Origin of the sequence: Gordonia alkanivorans (assembly GCF_004011905.1) — a bacterium.
GTDB classification, from domain to species: domain Bacteria; phylum Actinomycetota; class Actinomycetes; order Mycobacteriales; family Mycobacteriaceae; genus Gordonia; species Gordonia alkanivorans.
In genome coordinates this window covers 1,843,884-1,868,656 of record NZ_CP027114.1, presented here as the reverse complement: position 1 = coordinate 1,868,656, position 24,773 = coordinate 1,843,884, and the positions used below count along the sequence as shown (strand labels likewise).

General features: G+C 68.9%; 7 protein-coding genes. 3 read left to right on the top strand and 4 right to left on the bottom strand.

Annotated elements, in window-relative coordinates; translation table 11 throughout:
- Positions 1-168 precede the first annotated feature (168 nt).
- Entirely contained in the window at positions 169-810 is a 642-nt protein-coding gene (locus C5O27_RS08485) for a TetR/AcrR family transcriptional regulator (RefSeq protein ID WP_127962470.1), read from the top strand.
- 92 nt (positions 811-902) lie between these two features.
- Here C5O27_RS08485 and C5O27_RS08480 read toward each other — a convergent pair whose 3' ends face one another.
- Positions 903-1,892 carry a hypothetical protein gene (locus tag C5O27_RS08480; RefSeq protein WP_244216612.1) on the bottom strand — a complete coding sequence of 330 codons (990 nt, stop codon included), beginning with the start codon at positions 1,890-1,892 and terminating at the stop codon, positions 903-905.
- Positions 1,893-1,988: 96 nt separating this feature from the next.
- Positions 1,989-20,288, bottom strand: a complete 18,300-nt coding sequence (locus C5O27_RS08475) for an amino acid adenylation domain-containing protein (protein WP_127962469.1) — start codon at positions 20,286-20,288, stop codon at positions 1,989-1,991.
- Between the two features lie 828 nt (positions 20,289-21,116).
- Here C5O27_RS08475 and C5O27_RS08470 point away from each other — a divergent pair.
- On the top strand, positions 21,117-21,620 hold the full coding sequence (locus tag C5O27_RS08470) for a MarR family transcriptional regulator (RefSeq protein ID WP_005201490.1): 504 nt from the start codon (positions 21,117-21,119) through the stop codon (positions 21,618-21,620).
- A 100-nt stretch (positions 21,621-21,720) separates the two neighbouring features.
- On the top strand, positions 21,721-22,590 hold the full coding sequence (locus C5O27_RS08465) for a type IV toxin-antitoxin system AbiEi family antitoxin domain-containing protein (protein ID WP_127962468.1): 870 nt from the start codon (positions 21,721-21,723) through the stop codon (positions 22,588-22,590).
- 68 nt (positions 22,591-22,658) lie between these two features.
- Here the strand turns inward: C5O27_RS08465 and mmsB are convergent, their stop codons facing one another.
- Positions 22,659-23,528, bottom strand: coding sequence for a 3-hydroxyisobutyrate dehydrogenase (gene mmsB / locus C5O27_RS08460; protein ID WP_006358643.1), 870 nt, complete (start codon positions 23,526-23,528; stop codon positions 22,659-22,661).
- Positions 23,529-23,587: 59 nt separating this feature from the next.
- Entirely contained in the window at positions 23,588-24,763 is a 1,176-nt protein-coding gene (locus C5O27_RS08455; protein WP_006358644.1) for an acyl-CoA dehydrogenase family protein, read from the bottom strand.
- Between the last annotated feature and the right edge of the window lie 10 nt (positions 24,764-24,773).

Sequence of the window (24,773 nt, the reverse complement as noted above, 5' to 3'; positions counted from 1 at the left end):
TGATAGATAAGCGAACGCACATTTCTTTCGGTTGACAGTTTTGTTCCGTCCACGAAAACGCGGGTAACGACTGCGTTAATCGGCCCAGGTCGCGGGATCGCACCGACATCCGGGAGTTCTCGGGCATGGTCAACTATGTCGAGAACATCCACCACAGCAGGAGGAATCATGGCGACCGGCACGCGCACGGCCACCACATCCGGCGGTCCCGGACGCCCGCGTCTGGTCCCGTCGAGACGCCGTGGCGAGACCGCCCGGGACGAGATCCTCGACGCCGCGGCCGAGCTCTTCACCCGTCACGGTTACACCGGGACATCGACTCGGATGATCGCCGAGGCGGTGGGCATCAGGCAGGCCTCGATGTACCACTACTTCGGCACCAAGGACGACATCCTCGCGCATCTCCTGGAGACCACGGTCGTCGGATCGGTCGAGCAGGCCCGCGCCCTGCTCGATGCCGACGGACCCGCGCTGGAGCGGCTGCTCACCCTCGCCCGCTACGACGTCGAGCAGCTCGCACGCGCCCGCTGGAATCTCGGGGCGCTCTACCTGCTGCCCGAGGTCGGGGAACCGCGCTTCGTCGATTTCCGAACCGCACGACAGGAACTCGCGGCCGGGTACGCGGAACTGACGGCAGCAGCCCTCGGAGATCCGGCCGACAAACGGTGTCTGCTGCCGTTCCGGCTCGTGGAGTCGGTCATCATGATGCGCGCCGACGAGCAGCGCGGCGAACTCGGCGGCAACACCGCCGAAGGTCTCGTCGATACGATCGTCGGCGCGATCCGGATGCTGATCGAACATCAGCCCTAGCCAGAGCCAAACGGCCCCAACAGAAGCAGCCGAGACGAAAAGCGGCCCTGACGCAGTCCGTGACTGCGCCAGGGCCGATCCTTCGAAGCGACTCAGCAGCTGCCGATGCCACCTCCCTGTAATGCGACCTCGGCCATCCGAGCCCACGTGCACGGCACCGCGTCACGACGGGCGGGCGCTGACGGCGCGATCTGCTTCACCGCGGGTGTCGGCGTCACGCGCTTCACCGCAGGCGCCGGGGCCACCTGTTGCTGCTTGACGGCAGGCACCGGCGTCAGCTGCTTGAGGGCCGACACCGGCAGTGGCGGGGCCACCTGGGCCGGGGCCCGGTCGAGCGAGGCCGTCGTCGGCTGGGGCCGCTTTGCCGGCTTGCGGTTGAGCGGCACCTTCCATCCCTTGTCGTAGCCGTGCGCCGCGCCGATGGCCACGCCGGCCGCCACAGCCGGGAGTGCCACCAGAGTCGCGACCACGGCCGTTCCGATCAGCGGTCCGAACACCAGACCGGTCGGCCAGAGCGGCAGCGTGAGGAGGAGCCCGAGCCCACCACCGACCACACCGCCGACGGCGAGGGCCAGCGGAGCCGCGACCCCGGCACCGATCACGCCACCGACCGCGGCGTCGCCGACCATCTGTTCGGCGACCTTGTCCGCACGCGCGGTCGAGACCCCGTTGCTCCGAAGGACATCGGAGATACCCGCGACGAGTTCACCGGACCCCGCGCTGATGTCCGAGGCGAGTTGCGGAGACACTGCGCGCGGGCGACGCAGTTCGAGGTTCCCGATCCGCACCACGTCACCGGCCGCCGCGGTCTGATCGGCGACGCGATGGGCGGGGCCCAGTGGTGTCGGGAGAACCGTCCTCTCACCCGTGGCGACCCGCGGCCAGGTCGACGTCACCACCGATTCCTGTTTGGTCCCAACCGAAGTGGACACCACCACCTGAGACACCGGACGGAGCTCCGGCAGTGCCCCGGACGGGAGCGCCATGGTGGGGATACCCACCGTCGCGATCCCCGGTGTCGGCGGACCGGCCGCCGGGGTGGCGGCGTGGGCGGGCACGGTCACCGCGAACGACGCGGCCATCGCACACCCCAACATCGCGACCGCTGGGCGTCGAACACGCAAGCCCTGGAGGCGCGTTCGGCGTAGCTCGGTCGAAGTCCTTGACCTGCTCATGGACTACCTCATTTCTTCGATGGTGAATCTCCCATTGTTGAAAACGCTAGACCCGGAACGGCCGGCTTCGTGACCGTTTGCGCGAGTCATGTATTCGTCGAGAATCCCTGCGATCGCGATGATCGCCTCGTTCTCGGTCATCCCGAGGTGGTGCACGTCGACGTCGACATTCGAGATGTCGCCGCGGACGTAGGGCGCCCACCCGTCGTGACCCACCGCATCAGCGCGCCGATCGCGAACCGCGGTGAAGTACCGCAGGTCGACGTCGACGGCCGGTGGCCGCCAGTCACCCAGTGCCCGGAGCAGCATGTTGTATGTCTCGGTGAGGTTCTCGATGGATTCGGCGTCGATGCCGAGGCCGCTCCCGAGACGCTCGGCGATCTGTTCGGCCGCCTCTTCCGCGGTCGCGTCGGCACTGACGAAGTCGATGCCGAGAACCGGGCCGAGGTTGCTGATCAGTTCACCGGCCGTGATCGTCTGGATCGCGTCGGTGTCGACGGCGTCGGCCTCGGTGTCGAGCATCGCGAGCAGCGCGACCTCTTCGCCGGCGGCCCGCATCTCGGCGGCCACGGCGTGCGCGATGGTGCCGCCCAGCGACCACCCCATCAGGTGGTACGGCCCGTGCGGTTGCACCGTCCGGATTTCGTCGAAGTAGCGACGCGCGAGACCGGACACCGTTGTGGGACCGTCTTTCTCGCCACCGATCTGCGGTGCCTGCAGACCGTACACCGGCCGTCCGGACGCGAGGTGCCGGCCGAGGGTGTGGTAAGCCCACGAGAGACCGGATGCGGGATGGACGCAGAACAGCGGCGGCTTCTCCCCACCCGGCCGGATGGGCAGCAGGACGTCGAACCCGAGCGGCGGCAGCGCATCGAACTCCATCGACGCGTCGGCGCCTTCGCCGTTGCCCATCCAGTCCTCGATCCGCCGGGCCAGATCGGCCGGGCTCGAGGCGGAGAGCATCCACCGGACCGGGATGTCCATGTGCAGTTCGCTCTTCAGGTCGTTGACCACCTGCACCGACCTCAGCGAGTTGCCGCCGAGTTCGTAGAAGTCGTCGTCGACACCCACCCGCTGCACGCCCAGGACGTGTTCGAAGGTGCGGACGATCTCACCTTCCAGCCACGTGGACGGTTCGCGGAACTCCGCGGTGTTCAGCGTCGGCGTGGGCAGTCGCTTGCGGTCGAGCTTGCCCGACGCGGTCAGCGGCACCGTCTCCAGCACCAGCACCGCGGTCGGCATCATGTAACCCGGCAACTCCGTCGACGCGAACGCCGTCACCTCGTCGGTGTCGAGCGATTCTGCATCGCCGTTTGCCGGCACGAGATAGACCGCGAGGAACTCGACGGTCTCGGTCGAGGTGACCGTGGCGACCGCGCGGGCGACCTTCGGGTGTTCGGCGAACACCGCCTCGATCTCGCCGAGCTCGATGCGCAGACCGCGCAGCTTGACCTGGAAGTCGCTGCGGCCCAGGTACTCCAGGTCGCCGGTCGGGCGTCGACGCACGAGGTCGCCGGTGCGGTACATCCGCTCCCCCGGTGCGAACGGGTCGGCCACGAACCGTTCCGCGGTCAGGCCGGGCCGGCCGTGGTAACCGCGGGCCACCTGGGTCCCGGACAGGTACAGGTCGCCGGTCACGCCCATCGGCACGGGCTGCAACCGCGAATCGAGGACGTAGGCCCGGGCGTTCCACACCGGCTTGCCCATCGGTACGGCGCCGGTGTCGTCGGGACGGGCGGCGTACGCGGTGGCGTGCACCGTGAATTCCGTCGGACCGTAGAGGTTGTGCAGTTCCACTCCCGGCAGCATCCGCCGCGCCGCGGCCACCACGTCCGGACCCAACGCCTCACCCGCCACGAGCAGCGCCCGCAGCGATTCCAGCGCAACGGTTCTCGCGGAGTCGGCGAACACCGCGAGCATCGACGGCACGAACGAGGTGATGGTCACGCGCTCACGGGCGATCGTGCCGGCGAGGTAGTCGGGGTCGGTGTGCCCGTCCGACCGTGCGATCACCAGGCGGGCTCCCACCATGAGGGTGGCGAAGAGCTCCCACACCGAGACGTCGAAGGTGGCGGGGGTCTTCTGGAGGACGACGTCCGCGACGTTCAGGTCGTATTCATCGCTGATCCAGAGCACCTGGTTCACCACCGAACGATGCGACACCGCAACACCCTTCGGCCTGCCGGTGGACCCGGAGGTGAACAGCACGTAGGCGAGATTCGCCGGGGTCAGCGGGCCGAGCCGGTCCGCGTCGGTCAGCGGCGCGTCGTCGAAGGCGTCGAGATCGACACCGTCGAGCGAGGTGAGGACCACTACCGGATCGGCGCACTCGAGCATGTAGTCGATCCGCTCGGCCGGGTGATCGGGGTCGACCGGCACGTAGACGCCGCCGGCTGCGTGCACCGCGTACATCGCGGTGACCTGATCCAGCGAACGCCGCATCCGCAGCGCCACCAGCGAATCCGGACCCACCCCGCGGGAGACGAGCCACCTCGCCAACCGGTTGACGCGACCGGCGAATTCACTGTAGGTGAGGGTGACGTCGCCTGCCGTGATCGCGGGGCTGTCGGCGAATCGGGTTGCCGAGTCCGCGAAGAGCGACGCCAGCGTGGCGGTGGGGTCGATGGCGTGAGCGGTCTCGTTGCACCGCACCAGGACCGCATCGCGTTCGTCGTCGTCGAGCAGGTCGACTTCGTGGACCAGGCGTGCCGGGTCCTGAGCGAGCGCGCTGAGCATCCGCACCAGGCGTTCACCGAAACCGGCGACCGTCGATGCGTCGAACAGGTCGGTCGCGAAGGTGATCCCGCCGCGGAGTCCGGCCGGCGCGCCGCTCGCGTCGTAGGTGTCCGACACCGTGACCTGCAGGTCGAACAACGACATCCCGGTGTCGGGTTCGACGGCGGACACCGACAGATCCGGCAGTTCGATGTCTGCCGAGGAGATGTTCTGGAACGCCAGCATCACCTGGAACAACGGGTTGTAGGCGTCCGACCGGACCGGGTTGAGCTCCTGCACCAGTCGCTCGAACGGGACGTCCGCGTGCCCGAAGGCCGCCAGATCGGTGTCCCGCACGTCGTCGATCAGCTCGCGCAACGTCATGTCCTGGCGCAACCGCGTGCGGAGGACCAGCGTGTTGACGAACATGCCGATCAGATCGTCGAGTTCGCGCTCACCGCGTCCGGCGTACGGGGTGCCGATCGCCACGTCGTCGGTGGCCGCGAGCCGCGCCAGCAGTGCGGCCAGCGCCGCGTGGACGACCATGAACAGCGTCGTGTTGTGGGCACGGGCGACCTGTTGCAGCGCCGCGTGCAGGTCGGCGTCCACGGTCAGCGGGACATTGCCGCCGGTGTAGGACTGCGCCGGCGGTCGCGGGCGGTCGGCAGGCAGTTCCAGCAGGGCGGGCGCGTCGGCCAGTTGCTTTGTCCAGTAGTCGATCTGCGCGCGGAGCAACGAGTCGGGGTCGTCGGTGGCACCGAGGACCACCCGCTGCCAGATCGCGTAGTCCGCATACTGCACCGGCAGCGGTTCCCAGCCGGGTTCGCCACCGTTGGTGCGGGCCGCGTACGCGTTCATCAGGTCCCGGGCGAGCGGCGTCAACGACGAACCGTCGGCGCCGATGTGGTGGATGACCACCGCGAGCACCCACTCGTCGTCGCCGAGCGAGAACAGCCTGATCCGTACCGGGACCTCCGACGTCACGTCGAAGGGCTGGGCCAGCAGCTTCGACATCGCCCGCGGCATCTCCGACTCGGGCACCGAGGTGACGACCACCGGGACGCGGTCGGCGGCCGGCGGCAGGATCACCTGTGTCGGCTCGGCATCCATGTACGGGTACACCGTGCGCAGGATCTCGTGGCGGTCGACGACGTCGCCGATCGCCGCCTGCAGGGCGTCGACGTCGAGGTGCCCGGACAGCCGGACGACGATCGGGATGCTGTACGCAGGTGATTCGGGTTCGATGCGGCTGAGGAACCACATCCGCTGCTGCGCATACGACAGCGGGATGCGTTCCGGCCGGTCCAGCGATCCCAGCGGGATCCGACCGATGGCCGTGTGCGATTCGGCCCGAGCCGCCAGCTTCGACACGGTCGACGCCTCGAAGATCATCGACACCGGGACGTTGGTACCCAGCGCTGCGCCGATCCTCGACACGACACGGGTGGCGGCGAGGCTGTTGCCGCCGAGGTCGAAGAAGTCGTCGTCGGCACCGACGCCGCCCTCGATCCCGAGGACGTCGGCGAAGACACCGGCCACGATCTCCTCCACCGGGGATGCCGGGGCGCGGAAGCGACGGGTCGTGATGAGCGGCGCGGGAAGAGCCTTGCGGTCGAGCTTGCCGCTCGGCGTCAGCGGGATCTCGTCGAGGACCATGACCGCGGCCGGGACCATGTAGGGCGGCAGCGAGTCCAGGAGAAGCGCACGCAGCTTCTCCCCCGAGATGACCTCACCGGGAGCCGGCACCACGTAGGAGACCAGGCGCATGCCGACCCCGCTGTCGCGCCGCGGCACCGTGACCGCGAACGACACCCCGGGATGCTCACCCAGTGCCGAGTCGATCTCGCCGAGCTCCACCCGGAAGCCGTGAATCTTCACCTGGAAGTCGTTGCGTCCCAGGAACTCCAGCGATCCTTCCGCATTCCAGCGGACGACATCGCCGGTACGGTACATCCGGTCGCCGGGCTCGCCGAAGGGATGGGCCACGTACCGCGACGCGGAGACACCGGGGCGGTTCAGGTAGCCCCGGGCCAGTGCCGGACCGGCCAGGTAGAGCTCGCCGGCCACGCCGACCGGCACGGGCTGCATCCGCGGATCCAGGACCAGTGCCTGCATCCCGGCCAACGGCGTGCCGATGGTCGAACGCTCCCCCGCGTCCAGCGGTTCGGTCGCGGTCGCGACGATCGTGGTCTCGGTGGGGCCGTACAGCACGCGGAACCGGCGGGCACGGGCCGGATCGTCGCCCACCCAGCGGGTGATCAGATCCGTCGGCACCTCGTCGCCGCCGGACATCACCTCGCGCAGGTCGTCGAGGCCCTCGGGATCGACCGACGCCAGGGCGGCGGGCGTCACGAACGCGTGGGTGACGCGCTGATCGCGGAGGAAGTCGCCGAGCTCGTTGCCGCCGCGGACGTCGGTGGGCGCCACCACGAGCGCCGAGGACGAACTGATCGACAGCAGGATCTCGAGCAGGGAGGCGTCGAAGGACGGCGACGCGAAATGCAGGACCCGGGAGGTGGGACCGCTCTCGGGATCGACGAACAGCGAGGACAGGTAGTCGGCGACCCCGGCGTGGCTGACCGCGACTCCCTTGGGCACACCGGTCGATCCGGAGGTGAAGACGACCCAGGCCGTGTTCTCCGCACGTACCGGCCGGATGCGATCGGCCTGCCCGACCTCGCCGTCGTCGAGCGCGTCGATGCGCGCGGCGTCGGCCGGATCGTCGACGACGACCCAGTCGATGGTCCCGGGGAGTCCCGCGCGTGCGCCGAGCATCGTGATGCCCAGCGACGCACCGGAATCGGTGACCATCTGGTCGATGCGGGCAGTCGGGTAGTGCGGGTCGACCGGCACGTAGGCGGCACCGGACTTGATTACGGCCCACCAGGCGACCACGGAGTCCAGGGACCTCTCGACCGCGACGGCGACCGGCCGTTCCGTCGCCGCACCCAGTCGGATGAGGTGGCGCGCCAGGCGATTCGAGCGACGGTCGAGTTCGGTGTAGGTCAACTCGAATCCGCCGGCAACGATCGCGGGACCGCGCGGGTTGCGGCGGACGGCGGCGGCGAAGACCTCCGGCAGGAGCACCGGCGGCGGTCCCTCGGCGGCGAGCCGCGGGCGGCCGACGCGGGACAGCAGGTCGGTACGTTCCGCGGCGTCGAGCCAGTCGATCTCGCCGACGGGGGCGTCCGGATCGTCGACGATCGCTTCCAGCACCCGGCACAGTCGCTTGACGAAGCCCTGGACCGTCTCGGGGTCGAAGAGGTCGTTCGCGAACATCATCGCGCCGGAGATGCCCTTGGCGGCACCGTTCTCGCCGTAGGAGTCGGCGACCACGAGTTGCAGGTCGAACTGGCAGACACCGGTGTCGGCCTGCGCGCGGGACACGGTCACCTCGGGTAGCGCGACGTCGACCTTCGAGAGGTTCTGGAAGGCCAGCGCCACCTGGAACAGCGGATGGTGCGCCGTCGAGCGCTGCGGATTCAGCTCTTCGACGATCCGCTCGAACGGGACGTCGCCGTGTTCGTAGGCGTGCAGGTCGGTGTCCCTGACCTGACCCAGCAGATCGACGAAGGACTGGTCACGGTCGAGCGGCGTGCGGAGGGCGAGAGTGTTCACGAACATCCCGACCAGCGGTTCGAGTCCGGGCTCACCACGACCGGCGACCGGGGTGCCGATGACGATGTCGTCACCACCACTCAAGCGGCCGAGAAGCGTTGCGAGCGCGGCGTGCAGGACCATGAACAAAGACGCGTTCCGCGACCGTGCGAGTTCCACGAGGCGGTTGTGCAGTCGCGCGTCGATCTCCACCGGGACGTGACCGCCGGACAGGCTCGCGACCGCGGGCCGCGGACGGTCGGTGGGCAGATCCAGCACATCCGGGATCTCCGCCAGCGTCGACCGCCAGTAGTCCAGCTGGGCGTGCATGAGGGACTGCGGATCGTCGGGCTCCCCGAGGACCCGCCGCTGCCACAGCGCGTAATCGGCGTACTGGACCTCGAGCGGTTCCCAGGCGGGTTCCTGGCCTTCGAGCCGGGCCGCGTAGGCGACCATGACATCTCGTGCCAGCGGCGCCATGGACTGCCCGTCACCCGCGATGTGGTGGACGACGAGGACCAGCAGGAACCCTCCGGCCTGGTGCAACCGGCCTCCGACAGCCTTGCCGGGCTCGTCGATACGCAGGAGGCCCACCCGGATCGGCACCCTGGTGGTCACGTCGAAGCCGCGACGCACGAACTCGGTCACCACTTCTTCGACCGCACTCTCGGGCACGTACCGCACCTCGACGGCGGCCGCGACGTGGTCCAACACCACCTGGTGCGGTTCACCGGCGTCGTCGGGGTAGATCGTCCGCAACACCTCGTGGCGGCCGATCACGTCGGCGAGCGCGTCCTCGAGTGCTGCGATGTCGAGGCGTCCGGTCAGCTTCAGCAGCACCGGGATGTTGTAGGCGGGCGACTCCGGCTCCATGCGGTTGAGGAACCACATGCGCTGCTGTGCGAGCGACAGCGGAATCCGCTCCGGTCGCGGACCGGGGATCAGCGGGGCACGCTGCCCTTCCTGCAGCGATCCGGCCAGGGCGGCCAGGGCCGACACGGTGGGGGCCTCGAACAGGGTACGCACCGGGACACGGACTCCCAGCGCCGCACCCACCCGCGCCGCCACCACCGACGCGCTCAGCGAATCGCCGCCGAGGGCGAAGAAGTCGTCGTCGGCACCGACCCGGTCGATCTCCAGCACCTCTTCGAAGGCGGTGGCCACCGCGGACTCCGCGGGATTCGACGGTGCCCGGAATTCGGTTGCCGCGAACACGGGTTCGGGCAGCCGACCCCGGTCCAGCTTGCCGGTCGGGGTCCGCGGGACCTCATCGAGTACGACGACCGCGGCCGGGACCATGTACGCCGGCAGACTCTGCGACAGGAAATCCCGCAGTTCGTCGCCGGACAGTTCCTCGTCCGGCGCGGCCACCACGTAGGACACCAGCATCTGCGGCATCCCGTTGTCGCTGCGGGCGACGGTGACCGCGTAGGCGACGTCGGACCGGCCGCCGAGAGCCGCGTCGATCTCGCCGATCTCGATCCGGGTGCCGCGGATCTTGACCTGGAAATCGTTGCGTCCCAGGTACTCCAGCTGATCGTCGACGGTTCGCCGGACCAGGTCGCCGGTGCGGTACATCCGCTCGCCGGTGTCACCGAACGGGCAGGCGACGAACCTGGCCGCAGTCGTCGTCGGCTTCCCGACGTAGCCGTCGGCCAGTCCGGGCCCGAAGAGGTAGAGCTCGCCGACGACACCCTGGGGTACCGGGCGCAGCCACGTGTCGAGCACGGCACCGGCGACCGGTCCGATCGCGCGGCCGATGGTCACCGGGCCGTGCGTATCGAGCGGTTCGCTCGCCGTGGCCCAGATGGTGATCTCGGTGGGACCGTAGATGTTGATCATCTTGCGTCCCGGCGCCCACCGGGCGACCAGCTCCGGGCCGACCGCCTCACCGGCGGGTGCGAGCACGCGCAGCGTGTCGAGATCCGCCTCGGGCACGGTCGACAGAGCCGACGGCGTCACCACCGCGTGCGTCACGTGTTCGCGGCGGATCAGTTCGGCCAGCTCGGGGCCGCCGTACACGTCGGGTGGTGAGACCACCAGGCGTCCACCGGCACCGTGGGCCATCAGCAGCTCGAACACCGAGGCATCGAAGCTCGGCGAGGCCACCTGGAGAACACTCGCGGTGTCGTCGGCGAACAGGACGCGGTGCTGCGCCTCGACGAGCCGGGCGAGACCGCGGTGGCTGATCAGCACACCCTTCGGCATCCCGGTCGAACCGGAGGTGTAGATCACGTAGGCCGTCTGACCGATCCGGATCGGACCACCGCGCTCGGCGTCGGTGATCGGTGCGTCCGATTCGGCGTCGAGCAGGCACGGGTGCCGTTCGTCGTCGAGTTCGAGCCACTCGATGCCGGGGGGCACGCCGGGACCGTCCAGGGTAGCGGTCCCGGCGTGCGTGAGACCCAGCCTGACATCGGCATCGGAGAGCAGGTATCCGATCCGTTCAGCAGGCAGGGTCGGGTCCACCGGCAGGAATGCCGCGCCCGTCTTGGCCACCGCCCAGATGGCGACGACCGCGTCGAGCGATCTCGGCAACACACTGGCGACCACATCTTGTGATCCGACTCCCCGGCGCAGGAGGAGTCTGGCCATTCGGTTCGACCGCTCGTCGAGCCAGCGGTACGACACCGACGCGCCACACGTCACCGCGATGGCGTTCGGTTGGCGGGCAACGGATGCGGCGAGGATGTCGGGCAGCGTCGCCGGCCGGAGATTCCGCGGTGACGCAGGCAGATCCAGTTCGCCACCGCCGTGCGCGAGCACACCCAGGCGGGTGTCCGGGTCGTCGGCGATCCGGGCCAGGCACTCGACGAAGAGGTCGAGGATCTCCCGCGCCCGGGTGGGGTCGTAGTCGCTGCGGCGGAAGCGCAACGTGATCGACAGACCCGGCTCCCCCTCTCCCACATCGTTCTTCGGTGCGACGACGAGACTCAGCGGATACGGGGTGGCATCGACGCCGGTGATCCCGTCGACGCGGAGTCCCGCCGAGGACACGAGCTCCTGCAGGGTCGACTCGCGAAGCGGGAAGGACTGGAAGGCGAGCGCGGTGTCGAACATCTCCGAGAGCCCCACCGCCCGGTGGATGGCCGGGAGTCCCACGTAGTGATGGTCGAGCAGTTCGGCGTTGCTGTCCTGGGCACCGACCAGCAGGTCGCGCAACGACGCCGCGGGATCGAGCCGGACCCGGACCGGGACGGTGTTCAGGAACATGCCGAGGGCCTGCTCGACGCCCGGCAGTTCCGGCGGTCGTCCGGCGACGGCCGAGCCGAGGATCACGTCGGTCTCGCCGGTCAGCACACGCAGGACGAGTGCCCACGCCGTCGACACCGCGGTGCCGACGGTCACCGCGGAATCGGCTGCCACGGAACGCAACCGCAGGAACTCCTGGGCGGGCAGCTCCGCGCCGACCTCGCCGGCCAGATCACCCGACATCGCCGGGTCGCGCCGGCTGACGCGGGTGGCTCCCTCGACGTCGGCGTAGGCCCGAGTCCATGCGGCGATGGACGCCTCGTGGTCCTGCCGGGCCAGCCAGCGCAGGTAGTCGCGGTACGAGGGCGCGGACCCGGCGTGCTCGATCCGCTCCGGCTCGCCGTAGAACTCGAGGAGTTCGCCGATGAGCAGCGGCATCGACCAGCCGTCGAGGATCACGTGGTGATTGGTGATGTGCAGTTCGAACGCCTCGGCGTCGAGACGGATGAGGGTGAACCGGATGAGCGACGGGATGCTCAGGTCGAAGCCTGCATCCGCGTCTTCCGCGGCGATTCGCTCGGCGTCCGCCTGCGCACTCTCGCGGGACCGGTCGGACAGGTCGATCTCGCGGAAGGCGACCTCGGCGTGGCCGACCACGACCTGGCGTGGGCCGCGGGAGGTCTCGACGAAACCTGCACGCAGGATGTCGTGCCGGTCGACCAGTGCCTGCGCGGCCCGACGCAACCGTGCTCCGTCGAGATGGCCGGACAACCTGATCGTCGACTGCACGGTGTAGTTGTCCGCCGCGTCGGGATCGAGCGTGGAGTGGAAGTGGATGCCGGACTGGGTCGGGGACAGCGGCCAGATCTCCGACAGCCCCGGGTACCGATGACGGAGGTTCTCCGCGTCGGAGTCGCAGACGTCGGCGAAGTCATCGGCGGAGAGCGCCTCGTGATCGTCGGAACCGGTTTCCACCACGGCGACCGGCCGGGCAGCGTCGTCGTGTCCGACGCTGCCCGGATCGACGAGCGCTGCCAGAGCGGCGACCGTCTTGGCCTCGAAGACCTGGCGGCCGGTGATGTCCAGTCCGGCCGACTTGGCCAGGGCCACCAGTTGCATCGAGACGATGGAGTCGCCGCCGAGGGCGAAGAAGTTGTCGTCGGCGGTCACCGTCTCGAGGTTCAGTGCCTCGGCGAAGAGTCGTGCGATGAGCTCCTCGGTGGGTGTCGACGGCGCTCGGCCGCCGGCACTCTCGGCGCGGAAGTCCCACGCGGGGAGAGCCTTCCGGTCGACCTTGCCGGTGCGGGTCACCGGCATCGCCGGCAGCTCGAGAATGGCGGTCGGGACCATGTAGCGCGGCAGCGATTCCGCGAGATCGGCTCGTAGCGCGGTGACGTCGAGCTGCTCCCCCGGGGTGCCGACGACATAGGACACGATGACCGGCTGGCCGGTCGGTCCTGGCTGGACCAGGGTGACGGCCTGCGCCACAGCGTCGTGCCGTGCGAGGTGGGCGTCGATGTCCCCGGTCTCGATTCGCAGTCCGTGGATCTTGACCTGCTGGTCGTTGCGCCCCAGGTAGTCCAGTTCGAGTCCGTCGCGTCCGTGGATCCACCGCACCTGGTCACCGGTGCGGTAGATGCGTTTGCCGGTCGCCGACCGCGGATCGGCGACGAACCGGGATGCGGTGAGGCCGGGGCGGCCGAAGTACCCGCGGGCCAGACCCGGTCCGCCCAGGTACAGTTCGCCGGCCACGCCGACCGGAACCGGACGCAGCCACGCGTCGAGCACCACCGCGGACACTCCGCGGACCGGTTCGCCGATGGTCACCGGCTCCCCGGGCTGCAGATCGTCGGCCGCGGTGGCCCAGATGGTGGTCTCGGTGGGTCCGTAATGGTTCATCAACCGGCGGCCGGGTGCCCAGCGGTTCACGATGTCCGCGCCGGTGGCCTCGCCGACCACCGCGATCGTCGCCAGCGACGGCACCCGTGCGGGGTCCATCGTGTTGAGGGCGGTCGGCGTGATGATCGCGTGCGAGATCTGTTCGGCCCGAACCAGTTCCTCGAGATCGACGCCGCCGTAGACATCCTGGGGCGCCACCACCAGGCAGGCCCCGTTGCCATGGGCGAGCAGGACCTCGGAGACGCAGGCGTCGAAACCCGGGGAGGCCACCTGCAGGACTGCCGAACCTGGCAGTACACCGAAATAGTCGCCGAGTGCGGTGACCCGGTCCCGCAGCCCCCGATGGGCGATGTGGACCGCCTTCGGCCGCCCGGTCGACCCGGAGGTGAAGATCAGGTACGCACTGCTGTCGGCCTCCACCGGGGTCGTCGACCACTCCGCCTTCGCCCCTTCGTCATCCGACCGGCCGGCGGCGTCGAGGACGAGCCAGTCCACGGAATCCGGGAGGTTCTTCGTGACCTCCTCGACCGTGATGCCGAGCGTGCAGTGAGAATCGGCCAGCAACTCGGCCAGGCGGTAGGCGGGGTTGCCGGGATCGAGGGCGACGAAGGCCGCGCCCGACTTGGCCACCGCCCACATGGCAACGATCAACTCGACCGACCGCGGGAGCGCCAGCGCGACGAATCGCTCGGGGCCGGCGCCACGGCGAACGAGCTCGCAGGCGACGCGATCGGCCCGTTCGTCGAGTTCACGGAATGTCAGGGTGTCGCCGCCCGACCGCACGGCCGGGGCGTCCGGATACCGGCGTGCGGTATCGGACAGGATGCCCCGGAGCGTCCGCGGTGTCATGGCCGGCGGCCCCTCGACGCGGGCCAACTCCGCCCATTCGGTGTCCCAGCACGGGGAGACCGTCGCGACCTTCCGGCCCGGGTCCGCCGCGATCTGACCCAGCAGCATCACGAAGCGCTCGAGCAACAGCCCTGCGGACTGCGCGTCGAGACGATCGGAGGCGTACTTCAGGATCAGCTCGTACTGCCCCGGCTCGCTTCCGGCCCGCGACGGCCGCGGCGGCGTGACCTGGAGGCTGACCGGATACGGCGTCGCATCGTGAGCGACGACGCCCTTCCACTGCAGCCCGGCATCCGCGAGCGCACCCGCCACTCCCTCGGCGTCGATGGGATAGGACTCCAGAACCGTGGCGGTGTCGAAGATGTCGGCCATCCCCGCGGCCCGCTGGAGCTCGGCGAGGCCGATGTTGCGGTGATCGAGCATGGCGGCCTGTTCGGCCTGCGCCCGCGTGAGCAGCTCGGTGACGGTCTCGTCGGGATCGAGCCGGACCCGCACCGGCAGGGTGTTGATGAACAGGCCGATCATCCGCTCGATCCCCGCGATGTGGGCCGGACGATCGGAGACCGTGTTGCCGAACACCACGTCCGACCGACCGGTCATGGCGGAGAGCAGCAGCGCCCAGGCCACCTGGATGGCGGTGTTGGGGGTGACGCCGTGGGCGCGACCGAGTCCGAGCACCGCGTCGGTGGTTGCGGCATCGAGGTCGAGGTCGACCTGTGCGACCTCGGCGGTGGCGACCCGCTCCGGATTGCCGGTCAGTCGCGTCGGGCTCTCGATGTCGGCCAGCATCTCCTCCCAGGCCTCGACCGTCGCCGCGTGATCCTGGGAATCCAGCCACTGCAGGTAGTCCCGGAAGGACCGCGGTGTGGGCAGCCCGACCGCGGCGCCGTCCGTCGAGTCGGTGATGTAGAGCGCCAGCAACTCCTGGACGACCAGCGGCATCGACCAGCCGTCGAGCACGATGTGGTGATTGGTCAGCAGGAGCATGAACTCGTCGTCGTCGACCCGGATGAGGTGGAACCGCATCAGCGGTGGCCGTGTCAGGTCGAAGGGGGTCGCCGACTCGGTGATCAGCCGACGCAGTTCGCGGTGCCGCTCCCCGGGATCGGCGATGCCGGTGAGGTCGGAGTCCGTCCAGTCGACGGCCACGTCATGCAGCAGGAGCTGGCGCGGACCGGCGGCGGTCTCGACGAAGGCGACGCGCAGGCTGTCGTGACGGTCGATGAGCGCCTGTGCGGCGCGCCGCATCCGCTCCGGCCGCAGCGATCCGCCGAGGGTCAGTTCGGCCTGCACGACGTAGCCGTCCGCGCCGCTGACACCGCCGGCGGCGTTGGTGTCGATACCGTCGTAGGTGGCGTGGAACAGGAGCCCGGCCTGCAGTGCCGTCAGCGGCCAGACGTCGACCATCGAGGGGTGATCGCGCAGCCAGCCGTCGATCTCGTTTTGCGTGGTCTCGACGAGCGGGAAGTCCGACGGGGTGTACCCGCCGGCGTCGTCGGCCCGGGCATGGCGGGCGAGTGCCTCGAGTGCCTGCACCCACAACTGCGACAGTTCTTCGACCGCGGCGCGGTCGAGCACCAGCGAGGCGAACTCCCACACCGCGTCGAGTTCGAGGCCGTCCGAACCCGGCTCGGCGATCGCGTTGATGTCCAGGATCGCCGGGAGGGCCATCCACGGGTCGGCGGTGCCGGCCAGCGCGTCGAATTCACGCGACGGCGTCCACGGCCCGAAGACGTCGCGGGTGCCCGCGCGGCCCAGGTAGTTGAAGCTGATCTGTGGTTCGGGCCGGTTCTGGAGTTCGTTGCAGCCGACCGGATCCAGGTGCCGGACCATTCCGTAACCGATGCCGTTGTCGGGCACCGCGCGCAGGAACTCCTTGACCCGCTTGATCGCCGTACCGGCGGCTGCCCCGCCGGCGAAGGCGTCGTCGAGGTCGATGTCGTCGAGGTCGATCCGGACCGGGAACCGTGAGGTGAACCAGCCGACCGTCGCCGTCAGATCGGCGCCGGGAACAGCCGACTCCTCACGGCCGTGCCCCTCGAGTGCGATCAGCTCGCCGCCCGGCGCCTCGCCGTGCAGCGACCGCCAGCGCGCGAGCGCGAGTCCCAGCGCCGCGAGCAGCGGGTCGTTGGGGCTGCCGTGGAACCGGCCGGGGATGGACGTCACGATCGTCTCGGTGACGTCGGCCGGAATGCGCATCCGCACGCGTCCCGCCGAGGCGGTGATGTCCCGGTCGGGGTCGAGCGCGCGTGCGCCGAGTGGGCGGTCGCCGGCCGCGAGGGTGTCCGACCAGAGATCGAGCTCGGCGGCGGTACGGCCCGAGGACCTCTCGACCAGGCCGTGGACCCAGCGGCGCACGGAGGTCGTCGGCGTGCTGAGCTGCGGGTCGCCGCCCGCGGCGATCTGACCGTGGGCGACCGCGAGGTCGCTCAGCAGGATGCGCCACGACACGCCGTCGACAGCGAGGTGGTGGATGACCAGCCACAGCAGGTCCGGCTTCGAGCCGTCGCGGTCGCGCAGCCAGACGAATCGCGTCAGCAACCCGGCGCGCGGGTCCAGCAGATCGGCGGCCGCTTGTAGTTCCCGGTCGATCTCGTCGGCGTCGCGACGCTCCAGCCACACCTCGGTCAGCGTCTCCTCGACGTCGACCGACCCGTGCTCCCGGACCTCGACGAACCCCTCGCCGGCGTGGTCGCGCAGGACCGCGCGCAAGATGTCGTGGCGGTCGACGAGAGCGCCGAGAGCGCGCACGAGGTCGGGTCGCCGGAGATCGTCGGGGAGCTCGATGAGCGCGGCCTGTGCGAAACGGTCGATGTGTCCCCGCTCGAGCATCGCGTGCATGATCGGCGCCAGCGGGAACGAACCCACGCCTGCGCCGGGGAGTTCCCGGAGGGTGTCGTCGGCCGACGCGTCGGTCGCCCGTACCGCGAGAGCCGCGACGGTCTTGCACTCGAACACGTCCTGGGTCGAGAACGCCAGCCCGGCGGCCTTGGCCCGGCCCACGAGTTCGATCGAGGAGATGCTGTCGCCGCCGAGGACGAAGAAGCTGTCGTCGGCACCGACCTCGTCGACACCGAGGACCTCGGCGAACAGCTGTGCCAGCCGGTATTCCCCGGGCGTCGACGGTGGCCGTCCGGTGCGGGCGGCCGCGAAGACCGGAGCGGGCAGTGCCTTCCGGTCGACCTTGCCGAACGCGTTGAGCGGCAACGCGTCGAGCGTGGTGATCACCGCCGGGACCATGTGCGGCGGAAGCGATTCGCGGGCGAACCGACTCAGCTCGGAGACATCGATCCGATGGTCGCGGACGGGCGACACGTACGACGCGAGCACCGTCGCGCCGGCGTTGTTGCGAACCGGCACGGTGATCGACGCCTCTACGTCGGGGTGGCCGACGAGAGCCGCGTCGATCTCGCCGGGCTCGATCCGGTAGCCACGGATCTTCAGCTGGAAGTCGGTGCGACCCAACAGTTCCAGCGACAGCGCGGTCGGACTGCCGACCCAGCGGGCGAGATCGCCGGTGCGGTACATCCGCTCGCCGGGCTCGCCGTGGGGGTTGGCGACGAACCGGCCCGCGGTCTGGCCGAACAGGTTCGCGTAACCGCGCGCGAGACCCGGCCCCGCCAGATACAGCTCGCCTGCGGTACCCATCGGGACCGGCTGCAGCGCGGGGTCGAGGATCATCATCGACGCACCGCGCACCGGACGGCCGACCGTCAGGTCCTCGGCCGGGTCGATGACACTGCTCGCCGCGGTGATGGTCGCCTCGGTCGGCCCGTACTCGTTGATCATCCGCGCCCACCGCGTCCAGCGTTCGACGATGCGCGGCGCGGTCTTGTCGCCGCCGACCATGACGGCCCGCAGGTCGGTCAGGGCTTCCGGCTCGACGGTGGCCAGCATCGCCGGCGTCAGCGTCAGGTGGGTGACACCCTCGTCGGCCAGCAGGCGGGTGAGGCGCTCCCCGCCGATCACGTCCGGCGGCACGACGATCAACGCGGACCCGTTCGCGAAGCAGGTCAGCAGCTGTTCCATCGACGCGTCGAAACTCGGGGAAAGGGCATAGGACACCCGTGATCCCGAGTCCAGGCCGTAGACCTCGGATCGGTCGGAGATGAGGTTCGCGAGGCCGTTGTGCGTGACCTGGACGCCCTTCGGCACACCGGTCGATCCGGAGGTGTAGGTGATGTACGCGACGTTGTCCGCACGCAGCGGACGGATGCGGTCGCGGTCCCCGATCACTTCGTCCGGGGCGAGGGCGGCCCCCTCCCCGAGACCGCCCTCGCCGTCGACGAGCACCGTGGGCATCGACTCCGGGAGCCGGTCGGTGAACTCGTCGCCTGTGATCGCCACTTCGGCGCCGCTGTCGGCGACGATGTGCTCGATACGCTTGCGTGGGTAGTCCGGGTCCACCTGAACGATGGCAGCCCCGGACTTCGCAACCGCCCACGCGGCGGCGACGGACTCGGCAGACCGTCTGAGAAGAATCGCGACCGACGTGTCCGGCCCGCAGCCCATGTCGATCAGGCGGCGCGCCATCCGCGACGACACGGCGTCGAGTTCCCGGTACGTCAGCCGGCGACCGTCTGACGCGATCGCGACGCGGTCGCCATGACGGGCCACACTTTCGGCGAGGATGTCCGGGAGAAGCCGCGGCGCAACACCTTCCGAACCGCGCACGGGCAGGAGCGCGTCACGCTCGTGCTCGTCGAGCAGCTCGAGCAGGCCCACCTGGTCGTCCGACGCGCCTTCGAGGAACTCGTGCAGGAACATCAGGAACCGACGGTGATGGTCGGCGAGCTCGGCAGGCGTGTAGACGTTCGGATTGCCCTGGAAGTCGATGTGCGTGCTGTCGTGACCCGCACCGGGATAGATGTTGACGAAGAGGTCGGAGGTCGGGCCGGACGTCAGCACGTGCAGGCGACCCGCCACGTCGCCGAACACGACCTCGCTGTCGATCATCATCAGGTTGACGGCCGGACCGAACGACGACGCCTCGTCGCGCGCGATCCCCATGTCGCGGAAGATGTCTTCTTGGCGGTAGCGCTGCCGCCGGAGTGCGCTCAGCAGCTCCCCCTTCACGGCGGTGACGACCTCGTCGAGCGTGCAGCCCGCGACCGGGACCCGCAGGGGCACGACGTTCGCGACCATGCCGCCGGAGCGTCGCAGGACTGCCGAATGCCGCCCCGAGACCGGCAGGCTCAGGAGGACCTCGGGACTTCCGGTCATCCGGGCGAGGTAGACGGCGAAGGCGGCGACGATCACCGGGGTGACCCCACCGTCGTGCGACGCGTCGTCGAGGAGACGCGCGGTCTCCTCCGGCAGCGGCGTGCTCACGAGGGTCGGGTGCAGCGTGGGCTTACCGAGCCGGCCGGCGAGACTGACCACCGGCGGGGCACCTTCGAGGTGTTCGCTCCAGTACTTCCGGTCGTTCTCGTAGCGGGTCGACCCGGGATAGGACGCGTCCTGCTCGATGATGTCGGCGAGATCGCTTGCCTTGCAGGGTGGCGGCTCCTCACCGTGGATGCCGGCGTTGTACCGCTCGGTGATCCGCCGGACCATCGTGACCGCACCGAATCCGTCGAGCGCGATGTGGTGTGCACGCAGATACCAGAAGTAGTGGTTCGTCCCGACCCGATAGACGACGCTCGTCATGAGGTGGTCCACGAGGAGATCCAGCGGCCGCGAATAGTCCTCGGACATCAGACGATGCGCGGTCCCGACCGGGTCGGGCTCTTCACGCAGATCAAGGGTGTACACCGGGGCCCCGTACGCCTCGTCGACGTACTGTCGCGGCTCGCCGTCGACCTCGATCAGCCGCAGGTATCCGGAACCGAACTCTGTTCCGGTCGTCCGTGCGGCGTCCTCCAGCACGTCGGTGTCGAGTTCGCCTTCGATCTCCACGTACTGCGCCACCGAGATCGGCAGGTCACCCGCCACGTGCTGCGCGAACCAGATGCCCCGCTGCGCCGCGGACAGCGGCAAGGTGCCGACCCGTGACCGAGCACCCGAGTCATCGTCGAAGGTTGACTCGAAGTTCTTCTCTGAGATGGTCACGCGGCCTCCCCATGCGTCCTCATCGACTGCACCCGCCGAGCCTGGGGGCACAGCCCGGGCGGAATCGTCAGACCACGAATTGCCCGTCTCGCGCCTGAAGCGAGAATGGGCAATGCAGCCCCCCTGGATAGTTGTCGGCCCCGCCGACAAGAACTGACCGTACTCTCGCGAAACTTTCCGCCACAACGATTTCCGAGAAGCTAGATCGGTCATACGACCCAGGAGAGAAAGGTCTCGGAATGATGACATCCGCCGATTGGTCCGATCGGATGACATTCTCCGGACCGGGTGTTTTTCCCGGACACCTCTGCATATCGCGCGCGACAGAAGCAGATTCGGATCCAGATTCACATCCGACCAGGTATGGTACTGAATCTGCCTGCAGGGGTATCGATTTCGAGTGGCAACCCGACTTGGATAATTGCCACAAATCGCCCATAGGGCTCGAATCGGCGATTTCTTTAGATTGCGTAGCTAAAGGGTATGGAGAATTCTGCTAACGGCGCCGTGATCATTTCGATATTGAAGCTACACCTTCATTCCAAATCAGCACAGTTGGTCTCGATTCGGGGGTTGTCGTTTCAGGAAACGACACCGAGTCAAGCAATTGCCCTGGCATGGCGAACATATTGTTACGTTGCCGCCGAGGCCATCTGTCACTCACCGAGGGACTTTGGTCACCCGGTGAGGGTCGTCGGTCACGGGACACGGCGGCGTCATCGGCCGGCTCCTGCCCCGCCCGAGCCCGTCCGGTCTCCGTCGGGCCGGCCTCGGCGATGGCTGGCGCGCCGTCGATCGGTGACGCGACAACCCGATTAGGGTGGATTCATGGCAGGGCGCAGCATGGACTTCGATCCCATCGCCGAGGCACGGGACAACTGGACCGAGGCCGGGTGGGGCGACGTCGCCGACGGCATGGTCGCGGTGACCTCGGTGATGCGTGCCCACCAGATCCTGCTGGCCCGTGTCGAGGCCACGTTGCGCCCCTTCGATCTGAGCTTCTCCCGGTTCGAGCTCCTCCGACTGCTGGCGTTCTCTCGCCAGGGCGCGCTCCCGATCACCAAGGCCAGCGACCGCCTCCAGGTCCACGTCACCAGCGTCACCCACGCGATCCGTCGCCTCGAGGAAGGCGGCCTCGTCCGCCGCGTCCCACACCCGACGGACGGCCGCACCACCCTCGTCGAGATCACCGACCTCGGCCGCTCCACCGTCGAAGACGCCACCAAGACCCTCAACGAGAAGGTCTTCGCCGACGTGGGCATGACCGACGACGAGATGGCCGGCCTCGTCGGCGCCATCCAGTCGTTGCGGAAGCACAACGGCGACTTCTGATGTGTATGACGTTGTGCCCGGCTTCCGGGCTCAACGTCATACGGAACACCGCGGCTCATAACGCGGGAACCGATTCGGCGCCGCTCGCGTCCAATCCATCGTGGACATCACCGAACTGACCGTTCGTCGAGACGGTGTGTTCTCGGCCCAGGAGGCACGCGAGTGCGGCGTCAGCTCCTCATCGATCCAGCGCAAGGTGGCCGTCGGCGAATGGAAGGCCGTGGCGCGAGGCGTCTACCTCGTCAGCGGGCACGCACGGTCGGCGCGGGCGCAGGCACGGATCGCAGTGCTGTCGGTGCACAACGACGCGGTACTGGGTGGTGCTGCTGCCGCGTGGTGGCTGGGTCTCCACGATGCAGAGCCCCGCAAGCACGTCGTGTTCACCAAGACGCGTGGCGCCGCCCGGCGGTCGTCGGCGACGGCGCTGGCCCGATACCGGCCTCTCGATGACGCGGACATCACGGTGCACGAAGGGCTGCGGACCACAGCACCCTCGCTGACCGTCCTCGACGCGTCGCTCGACATCGGGATGAGCATCCTCGACTCGGCCCTGTTGACCAAGCGAGTCACGGTGGAAGGCCTCGAGGCGGCGCACGCCCGCTACCCGAGGCGCCATGGCGCGACAAGCGCAGCGTCCTATCTGCGGCTCCTGGGAGATGGCGCGAGGTCGGAAGCCGAGAGACTGACCGCGAACCTGCTGTCGGCCGGTGGCGTCTCCGGCTGGATCGCGAACATGCCCGCCTACGGGTACATCATCGACTTCGCGATCCCGCACGTGAAGGTCGCGGTGGAGATCGACGGCTTCGCATTCCACCGCGACGCAGCCGCGTTCCGGCGAGACCGGTTGAAGCGGAACCTACTGGTCGCGAACGGGTGGACCGTCCTCAATTTCACCTGGGCCGACCTCGTCGAACGCCCGACAGAGATCGTGGACGAGGTCAGAGCCGCTCGTCAGCGCGCCGCCAGCTGAAAAGCAGTATGACGTTGTGCCCGTAAACCGGGCACAACGTCATAGAGAACCAGAGCAGGTGCTGCGACCTAGTGCAGCGAGGTGATGATCGCGCTGAAGTCGAGGTCACCGTGCTGCTCGGCGAAGCCGCGGTACAGCTGAGCGGCGTGGGAACCGAGCGGGGCGCGGGCACCGGTGCTGGCGACGGCGTCCATCGCGAGACCGAGGTCCTTGTTCATCAGTGCGGTGGCGAACCCCGGCTTGAAGTCGTTGTTCGCCGGCGAGGTCGGGACCGGGCCCGGGACCGGGCAGTTGGTCTCGATGGCCCAGCAGTTGCCGGTGGCACCGGTCACGACGTCGTAGAGCGCCTGCTCGTCGAGACCCAGCTTCTGGGCCAGGACAAAGGCCTCGCCGACGGCGATCTGCTGGACGGCGAGCAGCATGTTGTTGCACACCTTCGCCGCCTGGCCGGCACCCGCCGCACCGCAGTGGATGATCTTGCCGGCCATCGGGTCGAGGGTTCCCCGCGCCGCGGAGAAGGCCTCGTCCTCGCCGCCGACCATGAAGGCCAGCGTGCCCGCGGTGGCCCCCTTGACGCCACCCGACACCGGGGCGTCGACCTGCGCGAAACCGTGGTCGACGGCCCGGCGGTGGATCTCCCGCGCATCGTCGACCGAGATGGTCGACGAGTCGATGAAGAGCGCACCAGTCTGGGCGGCCGGCAGGACCTCGTCGTAGACCTTCTTCACGATGCCGCCGTTGGGCAGCATGGTGATCACGACCTCGGATCCGGACACCGCCTCGATGGCCGCGGGAAACGTCTCGATCCCGTTGGACTTGGCGGTCTCGATCGCCTCGGGCGACAGGTCGAACCCGCGGACGGTGTGGCCGGCCTTGACCAGATTGGCGGCCATCGGGCCACCCATGTTGCCGAGACCGAGGAAAGCGATCGTCGTCATTGTCATTGCTCCCTAAAGTGTTTGCCTGCGAAAACCATTGCGTTGGGCGCGAGTTCGCGTCAGCTCTCCCGGTAGCGGGACGCGATCGAACGGCCGAGGACGACCCGCATGATCTCGTTGGTCCCTTCCAGGATGCGGTGCACACGGAGGTCGCGGACGATTTTCTCGATTCCGTACTCGGACAGATACCCGTAGCCGCCGTGCAGCTGCAGTGCCTTGTCTGCGACGTCGTAGCAGCTGTCGGTGACGAATCGCTTGGCCATCGCACACTGCTCCACCTTGTCGGGGGAGTTGTCGTCGAGAGCGGTCGCCGCGTGCCACAGCATGAGCCGCGAGGTCTGCAGCGACGTCGCCATGTCGGCGAGCGTGAACCGGATGGTCGGCTCGTCGAGCAGCGAGTTGCCGAACGCACGACGACTCGAGACGTAGGCGGCCGCCTTGTCGAAGGCCGCCTGGGCGCCACCGAGCGACGACGCCGCGATGTTGAGCCGGCCGCCGTTGAGGCCGTTCATCGCGATGCCGAACCCGATGCCCTCGGTCTCGGCGAGAAGGTTCGACGCCGGGACCCGCACCTCGTCGAGGATGACCTGCGCGGTGGGCTGCGCGTGCCAGCCCATCTTGTGTTCCTGCGCACCGAAACTCAGTCCCGGGGTGTCCTTCTCGACCAGGAAGGTGGAGATGCCCTTGGGTCCGGCGTCGCCGGTGCGGGCCATCACCACGTACAGGTCCGACGACCCGGCACCGGAGATGAACTGCTTGACGCCGGTGAGGACGTACTCGTCACCCTGACGTTCGGCGCGGGTGGCGAGCGCCGCCGCATCCGACCCGGCTCCGGGTTCGGTCAGGCAGTAGCTGGCGATGGTCTCCATCGTCGCCAGCCGCGGCACCCACTTGTTGCGCTGCTCGTCGGTGCCGTAGTGGTCGATCATCCAGGCGCACATGTTGTGGATGGACAGGAACGACGCGACCGCCGGATCGGCGTAGGCCAACTGCTCGAAGATCCGCACGCCGTCGAGACGACGGAGTCCGCTGCCCCCGGCATCCTCGGAACAGTAGATGGCACCCATCCCCAGTTCGGCCGCCTCGCGGAGCTCGGCAACCGGGAAGTGTTTGGACGCATCCCATTCCAGCGCATACGGCGCCAGTTTCTTGGCCGCGAACGCCGCGGCGGTCTCGACGATGACGCGTTCGTCACCGTCGAGCCGCGCGACTGCGGCCTCGGCAAGTGTGGTCATATCTGTGGCC